The organism is Nonomuraea sp. NPDC049649 (assembly GCF_040675175.1).
GTDB lineage: Bacteria > Actinomycetota > Actinomycetes > Streptosporangiales > Streptosporangiaceae > Nonomuraea.
Map to the genome: position 1 here is coordinate 1 of NZ_JBFAOH010000080.1, position 7251 is coordinate 7251.

The window sequence follows — 7251 nt, forward strand, 5'->3', positions numbered from 1 at the left end:
GGGTCGCGTTTGTCATCTCTCCAGCGGGGTGCCCTCTTCCGCCTGCCCGGGCCAGGGGTGGGGCCGTCTCACCAGTCGAGAACGCATCGGCCTTGTCCACACCGGTTCGGGCCGGCCGGGCGGGCTGGTGAGGGTGAAGGTCTTCGAGGTCGGCGACGCGCTGGCGCGGATCGAGGTGATCGACGAGGGCGCGGCGACCGTGCCGCTTCCCCGCCGGTCAAGTGACGAAGAGTGCGGTGGCCGTGGGCTCTGGCTGGTTCAGCAGACGGCGGTCAGGTGGGGTACGCGGACCGTGCCGCAGCGGTGGAATCTGGTGTGGGCGGAGGTGTTCACACTGGACGTTCTCGCCACCGCGGACCTCGAAGGGGCTCCCACGTGATCCCGGACTTTCACGGTCCGCATGCCGGTGTTCGTACGGCCGACGCCGAGTCGATCGACTGGCATGATCCGCTGCCGCGCTTCTACCGGGTCCGGGTCCTGCGGCACACGTGCGAGTGCCGGACGCGCGTCTACGAGCTCTGCGCCTCGTCCGGGCTCGCCTGGATACGCAGAATCGAGCGCACGCCAGCCGGCGTTACCGTCAAGGAGAGCCACCCGACCTCGTACGGCAAGGCCGAGGAACTGTGGAAGAAGCTCCTGTCCGGTCAGGCCGGTTGACATCTACCGCAGGGTGAAACGATTCCGCAGCGCTCGGAACGCTACCCGTGCCGACCGCGTACTCAAGAGGAACACGGTAAGTCCAAGGCAGGCCAGAGCCACAGCCACGATCAGCCAGGGCTGGTCGGTCTCCATCACCTGGAGCAGTGCGAGCGCGATGCCGGCCGGCACAGTGACGAGGGTGAAAACCACCACCGCGCTGTTGACGTGCCGGTTCTCGTCGTCGCGGGTGAGCCGGTTGAAGTCGCTGATCTCGGTGAGGATCTGGTCGAAGCGTTCCCGAAGCGCGTGCTGCTGCTGAAAAGCGGTCAGGAGGCGGTTCGGGGCGCCGTGCGGAGTCAGGTGCTGGGCCCACAGCCGGTGACGGAACGAACTGACCTCCTGCTCGAGGCTGGCCATGGTCGCGGCCACCGAGGAGTCGAGGGCGGTGGCCAGGCGTTCTTCCAGCTCGGTCAACCCTTGCTTCTGCAGCAGGCCGAGCAGGACGGCATCGAGATAGATCGACCGCAGATACAGCTCGGCGTAGCCGAAGAACGGGTCGTCCCGTCCCTGGTCGGCTCGTACACCGACCACTCCCATCCCGTCCCGCAACACCACGGCGTGCCAGTCGCCGGACAGCCGAATGATCTCGCTCTCGGTCGGTTCGAGGTTCTTCGGATCGGGAGGGTAGTCATCCAGGTTGGTGCGCGAGGCCAGGGCCCACAGCCACTGATGTGCGAGTGGCCAGCGCCGGTAGCGAACCTGCCGGTACAGGCGCGGCAGACCCGACCTGGCCGGAGTGACGAAGGCGACCGTGAAGGGACGGCTGCCGGGCCTGATCACGGCTTGGCCGTCGAGCAGCTTCTCCGGACCGAACCCCAGCGGCAGCGCGCCTCTACGGCCGGCTAGCGTACGCAGCAACTCGATCGGCAGGCCTCGCCTGGGCCGGAGATGGACGGCCACCAGCCCGGAGGCGTCCGGCTGGTCCGAGCTTCGGAGGGCCTCTACGCCAATGATCTCGATGCCGCCGACAAGCTGGTGGGAAGAGTCGTGCCATCGGTTCGGCCGCTCCTCGCTCCCGTACAGCACGCGGGCCGCCTTGGCGCTGTAGTACTCGCTGCGCGCCTCGGCGGTTGAGCGGAGCTGGCGGTGGTGGAGGACCAGAGGACCCGAAGCCCAAGTCGGGCTGGCAGGGAAACGCGCTTCGTAGATGACGACGAGGGCCTGCCGCATCAATCGGGTCACCGGTAGTAGTCCTCGACTTCCGGGAGGTCCAGGCGGATGACGTAGCGGGCGCGTTCCGTATCTTCTTGGTCGATGAGGAACCGCACCCGCTCACCGGTCCGGATGGTGCGGAACCCTTCCGTCACGATGTCGGCGTACATGAACGAGTGGTGGGTGCTCGTCTCGGCGTCGCGCACGATGTAGGTCCCTTGACGTCCGCCGTGGCCGCTGCCCGTCGGCATGCGGTCCACGATGTAGCCGAAGCGGTGCTCGCTCATCACAGCTCCTCGACGCATCGGAAACCGACCGCGTTGCTGCATCCCCGGCGTCGGAACAGGCCCTTGGACGAAGCCTGCAACGCCCGGTAGGGGTTGTCGTACGAGCCTCCGCAGATGACCACCTCGCCCAGCTCGTCCAGTACCGAGCCGGTGATCTCCCAGATGTTGCCGGCCATCTCACGGATGCCGAAGGGGGAGACGTTGCGGGGATGGGCGTCGACAGGGCCGGGCATCGCCTGACTCAAAGCTCCGCGATCAAGCTCCTCCCGCCAGGCGTCGTAGGTGATCAAAGGCCGGCCACTCCAGGTGTCCGCGCTGTTGACGATGCTCAGATCGATGTCGTCGCCCCAAGGGAACAGCCTGCCGTCGGCACCTCTCGCGGCGGCCTCCCATTCCAGCGAGGTGGGCAGGCGCTTGCCCTCGAACCGAGCGAACGCGTAGGCGCTCCAATAATTGACGCAGACCGCCGGGTGGTTCTCGTACGCGGGATTGATGAAGTAGTCCCGCAGCCTCAGTCGTTCAAGCCACGGCTCATGGGAGAACCCTGGAGGTTTGGCCGGATGGTCCCACTCCTGCGAGCCGTCCCTGCGGACCGCCTCGAGAAATCGGTTGTAGCGCCCCACTGTGACCGGGAAACGATCGAAACGGACGGGTTTGTCAATGCGCCGGAGCATCAGGTGGTGGCTGGGTCCGACCAAGTAGACCCCGGCAGGCAGGACGCAATCATCGGTCTGGGCCAGGGCGGACCTTCTTGAAAGGAACTCGCGAATTTGCTCTGTGAGGCGCGGGCCTGCCTCGACCCGGTTGGCCGGATCCCGTAGGTACTCGGCTGCCAGCAGCTCCTGATAGGCGCAGTGCGCGAAGGCGACCGCGGACGGCCCCGCCAGCCGGAAGAGCGCCCGAAGCCGGAAGGAGTCATAGGTCAACCGGCCGCCCTCGAACAGCTCGATGCCCAGATCGTTGACGAGATCGACGAAGGTGAACACCGTCCGGTCCCGCAAGCAAGCTGCTCCGAAGTACGAGACGAGCGACGGCAGCAACTCCGGGGGTGTGACCCTGACGAAGTGCTGCCATGCGAGCTCGGAGAGATGAGGCAAATCCACCTGGTTGTCGAGGTCCAGATCGTGAGCCAGCCGTATCTCCAGAGGCGAGGCCTTGCCATTGGCGTCATGCAGGCGCAGCGCCGAGAATCGCGGCACCAGCAACGGGTTGACTCCTTGAACGTGGAGCTGCTGGACCAGCTTCTCCGACACCAGAGCGGTGCCATCGAGCAACCGTCGCACCTGAGGTGAGTCCTCCAGGAACGACACCCGGGACGCGGTGACGACCGCCGACTCCGCTGACAACACCTGGGCTATCTCGGTGAACAGCTCCAGGAATCCAGCCTGCGTCGACGACGACACCGCTTCATCGATGCCATCGAGCGCGCACAGCACCGAGCCTGACCGGGCGAAGTAGTTGAACACCTCGAAGACGTGCGTGCTCTCCACATCCATGTACGGCGTGAGCATGCGCGTGATGAACTCGCGGAACGGCTCGCCCGGCTGCTTGAGGCTCAGATCGAAGTAGAACCGGTAACGACGCCGACCGGCCGTGGCCGATCGGGCGACCAACTGCTTGAGCAGCGTCGTCTTGCCGCTTCCGGCCCGGCCGACGATGAGGAGATTTCCGCCCGTAGCCGCCACGTCGTCCAGCAGTTGATCAGCCGCGCCGATGCGGCTGACCTGTTGTTCTCCCGTACGTTCATCGGTGGTGAGCAGATCGCCGGAGACGGTCAGTCGTCCGGCGGCCAGGAGCTCCGGGTACGAGCCAACGACATCGGTGAGGTGCTGGTCCAGGTTGACGAAAGCGTCCATGAAGCGGTCGTACGTGAGAATCCGGTAGTCGTCGCCCAGCGGGTTGGAGACCTGACCGGAGCCGTTTTCCTCCAGGACAAGGAACCGGGTGAGCTTCGGCAACTTCGTCTGGAGCAGTTCGCCGTCGGTGGCCTCCATCACCTGAACCACGTCTTCGACGCTCCGGCTCAGCAGCAGCTCGACGTACTCGCTGCGGAGCCCGCGTTCCCGGAAGAACAGTTGGTAGACGGTGTTGCGGGATAGTTCGAACCTCTTGACCGGCTGGAAACCGAGTGTCACGTACAGGCCGGCGAGGAACTCGGCCTTGACCGCGACCTCGGGAGCGAGCTTGGGCACGTCGCCGCTCAGGATGCCGCTGCCGGTGCTGCTGAACCAGGCCAGCACATCGAGCAGCCGCCGGACCGCCGCTAGGCCGTCCTCCTCGGCGATCTCGTACCCGTCGTGGGTCGAGCGGTTCCGCAGCCGTTGGATGTCGCGGAGCGAGTCGAGGACGCCTGAACTGCGGATGTGTGGCTGCGCGCCTTTGATCAGCTCACTGAGCGACTTTCCGCCCGGGTCACCGGGTACGTTGTGGTGCCGCCACAGCTGCTTGAGGATGCGTTCAGTGATCTTGCCCACCAGGGCGATCGTGTTCTCCGGGTAGCCGTCTCCGAGCGACTTGATCGGACGCTCGAAGTCAAGCCCGAGATAGCGGGCGACACGGGCATGGTCGTCCAGCTCGTTTCGAAGCTGGAAGAGGCGACTGTCAAGTTCGATGCTCACGCTTTCACCCCGAGGACGAAGGCGAACCGGTCCGGAAACCGTACTTGAGGGCCTGGGTGAGTGCGGCGGATCTCCGAGATTCCCGCGTCGATTTCCGTGTCATCGAAGCTGGCCAGCAGGGACATATATCGATTACGAACCATTCGTGTATACCGGTCGAGGGTGAACACGAGCGGAAATTCGTCGTACGTCAATTCGGTCCGGAGGCCGGCGCTGTCCAGCGCTGCGGCGATGTCTTCTGGCGCGGGCTGCCGCTCGCGGAAGAGATCCAGCGCAGCGCCGAACAGCGGGTAATCGATCTCGCTCGGCAGCATCGCCACCAGGATCCGCCCGCCTGGCCGCAACAGTAGACTCAACCCGGCGAGCACCTGCGGTGGGTGGGCAACGTGGTGGATCACTTCTTTCATGAGGATGGCGTCGTATCCATCGTGGGGGAGTTGCACCCTGCCATCAGCGAGTTCCTCCGCGCCGGCGTGCAGTGGGATCAGGCGCCCATCCGCCGGCAACTGCTCCAGCATCGCAGCGGAGAGATCGGCACATACCACCACGCTCGCCTGCTTGGCGAGACCGAGGGCATACAGCCCGGTGCCGCTGCCGACGTCTAGAACGCGTGAGCTGCCCGGGACTAGATGGAGCCGCCTGCGCAGGTTTTCGGTCATCCATTGAATGAACTCTGGGCTGTACGCCCAGTTGTCATCGTATTTGTCCGCAAGGCGTTCATAGTGAGCCCGATCGATATCGCGCTGCACGGATCTCTCCCCGATGCTGAGGTTCCAGGGCAAGCTTCAGCATCTGACGGTTGGTAACGATCGTCAATGTGGGCTTGGAGTCAGAACAGTATCCGGACGAGTTGCATACGTCGTCGGATAGTGAGCCGGTGGGTGCCGTTCACAACGAGGCCAAGACCGCTCATCTGCTGAGCTTCGCCCGGCAGAAGAACCTGATCCAGGAGTGGAAGAGCGAGGGCGTCTACCCGTACTCCGCCGGGCCGGTCGAGCCCGCGCAGGCTGTCGAGCGGGAGATGTTCGACGAGGTGGCCACCAGGATCGCGCGTCGGCTCCCGGGCGTGTCGCAGAGCAAGAAGACAACGCTGCGGCTGCTCCGATAGATCATTTCTCGTGACCGAGTGGGCTGTATCCCGTACTGGACGAGCGGAGCGAGCTGCACAAGATTTTGGAGCGTGAGACATGGATCTTCGGTGACGCCTGCTCACTGATGGTCAGTGATCAGAGCTTGGACATCGTACTGAAGCGGCATCTCGAGGAGCTGGGCCGTGAGCCCGAGAACGGTCAGCTCAACCCGGTGCGCCGTCAAGACGGTAGGAAGGGCATCGTCGACCTCATGCTGGGGAGGGCGTATCGGGGAAGCTCCGGCTGGGAGCACCTGGTAGTGGAATTCAAGGAGCCCAAAGTCAAGATAGGCCAGGTGGAGGTCGCCCAGATCAAGAGCTATGCCCGAGCGGTCGTCGGTGACCCGCAGTTCCACGATGCATGGGTGTCCTGGGACTTCTGGGTCGTCTCCACGGAGATGGCCGATGTGGTGAGAGAGGACCTGAGCGCGCCGAATCTCCCACCTGGCTGTATCGCTGAATGGAAGAACGGCGTCAGGATCTGGGCCAGGACTTGGAGTGAGATCATCGACGACTGCGAGAATCGCCTCCACTTCTACCGCGACCGGCTCAACCACGATCCGGTCGCCCAGCACGCGGTGGAATACCTCCAGCGCGTCCATGCGGATGTCACGCCGGCGGCTGCAACGGCCTGACCTGTCTTTCTGGCATCGATCTCGACGTCTCAACCCTTCGCGAGTAGGCCGCACCGTGCTGTCTCCCGAAGCTCACGGTAAAACCTGTACGGTTCCGAAGTCACCGCTGGTGGGTCGGCGAGCTTCGGCGTACTGCGCGGGGTCGGCCTTGATTCTGGCGGTCGCCCGCCAGCCCGCGATGACTTCCCGGGTAGTGGCGTCCACATCCAACTCGGCCGCGTCAGAGAGCGCTTCGACCAGTTCGAGAGTGAAGGTCCTCTGCTCGTCCGGGGACAGATGCCGGACCCAGGGAAAGACCTCTCTCATGGCTATGACCAGCGCACGGGCAGTGGGGTCATGCTTGATCAGGGCAAGGAACAGCCGGGATGCGGTGACCAGCGTCTGCTCGCGTTCTTCCTCGCGATCGGCCGCGGTCAGGTAGAAGTCCGGAGCGTCCCGATGCGTGACTCGCACCCGCCCTAGTCGTGCCGCGCGTTCGGCCACCGCTCGAGGATTTCTCGACAAGTCAGAGAAGGTCACTGCGTCGGCATGGCATGTGCTCACGCCATGAGTTTATGTCAGAACACATTCTGATAGTGGGGAGAGCTGCAAGTATCAGGGTGCGACGTAGAAAGGCGGAAGCCTGGGTCGCCGTACTGTTACGGCAGCCGTAGATTGTTGTGATCATGGTGTTGTCTCGGCGTAGGTATGCCATCGCTGGTGGCAGAGGCGCGCTCGATATTGGTGCCGTC

The 7251-nt window shown here is 64.4% G+C and carries 9 protein-coding genes; 4 read left to right on the forward strand and 5 right to left on the reverse strand.

Going from position 1 to position 7251, the window contains the following annotated elements; translation table 11 throughout:
• Positions 1–127 precede the first annotated feature (127 nt).
• Together AB0J42_RS37260 and AB0J42_RS37265 are read left to right on the forward strand one after the other, a co-directional pair.
• Positions 128–379, forward strand: coding sequence for a hypothetical protein (locus tag AB0J42_RS37260; RefSeq protein WP_364303230.1), 252 nt, complete (start codon positions 128–130; stop codon positions 377–379).
• Positions 376–657, forward strand: coding sequence for a hypothetical protein (locus tag AB0J42_RS37265; RefSeq protein ID WP_364303232.1), 282 nt, complete (start codon positions 376–378; stop codon positions 655–657). The genes AB0J42_RS37260 and AB0J42_RS37265 overlap by 4 nt, the downstream gene beginning before the upstream one ends.
• Positions 658–660: 3 nt before the next feature.
• On the opposite strand, the gene AB0J42_RS37270 is transcribed toward AB0J42_RS37265, so the two are convergent.
• Genes AB0J42_RS37270 through AB0J42_RS37285 form a run of 4 tightly spaced genes read right to left on the reverse strand, consistent with a single transcriptional unit; the run spans position 661 to position 5505 of the window.
• Positions 661–1881 carry a hypothetical protein gene (locus AB0J42_RS37270; protein ID WP_364303234.1) on the reverse strand — a complete coding sequence of 407 codons (1221 nt, stop codon included), beginning with the start codon at positions 1879–1881 and terminating at the stop codon, positions 661–663.
• Positions 1878–2138: a hypothetical protein gene (locus AB0J42_RS37275; protein ID WP_364303236.1), complete on the reverse strand. Its 261-nt coding sequence runs from the start codon at positions 2136–2138 to the stop codon at positions 1878–1880. Before AB0J42_RS37275 ends, AB0J42_RS37270 begins: the two co-directional genes overlap by 4 nt.
• The gene (locus AB0J42_RS37280) at positions 2138–4756 is read right to left on the reverse strand and encodes an SUMF1/EgtB/PvdO family nonheme iron enzyme (protein ID WP_364303238.1); all 2619 of its coding nucleotides are present in this window, start codon (positions 4754–4756) and stop codon (positions 2138–2140) included. Before AB0J42_RS37280 ends, AB0J42_RS37275 begins: the two co-directional genes overlap by 1 nt.
• Positions 4753–5505 (reverse strand): methyltransferase, encoded by a 753-nt coding sequence (locus tag AB0J42_RS37285; protein WP_364303240.1) that lies wholly within the window; start codon positions 5503–5505, stop codon positions 4753–4755. The genes AB0J42_RS37280 and AB0J42_RS37285 overlap by 4 nt, the downstream gene beginning before the upstream one ends.
• A gap of 128 nt (positions 5506–5633) precedes the next feature.
• Between AB0J42_RS37285 and AB0J42_RS37290 the strand changes: the two genes are divergently transcribed.
• A complete protein-coding gene (locus AB0J42_RS37290) occupies positions 5634–5864 on the forward strand; it encodes a hypothetical protein (RefSeq protein ID WP_364303242.1) in 231 nt (76 codons plus the stop codon).
• A gap of 125 nt (positions 5865–5989) precedes the next feature.
• Positions 5990–6520, forward strand: a complete 531-nt coding sequence (locus tag AB0J42_RS37295) for a hypothetical protein (RefSeq protein WP_364303244.1) — start codon at positions 5990–5992, stop codon at positions 6518–6520.
• 72 nt (positions 6521–6592) lie between these two features.
• On the opposite strand, the gene AB0J42_RS37300 is transcribed toward AB0J42_RS37295, so the two are convergent.
• Positions 6593–7003: a hypothetical protein gene (locus AB0J42_RS37300; protein ID WP_364303246.1), complete on the reverse strand. Its 411-nt coding sequence runs from the start codon at positions 7001–7003 to the stop codon at positions 6593–6595.
• Between the last annotated feature and the right edge of the window lie 248 nt (positions 7004–7251).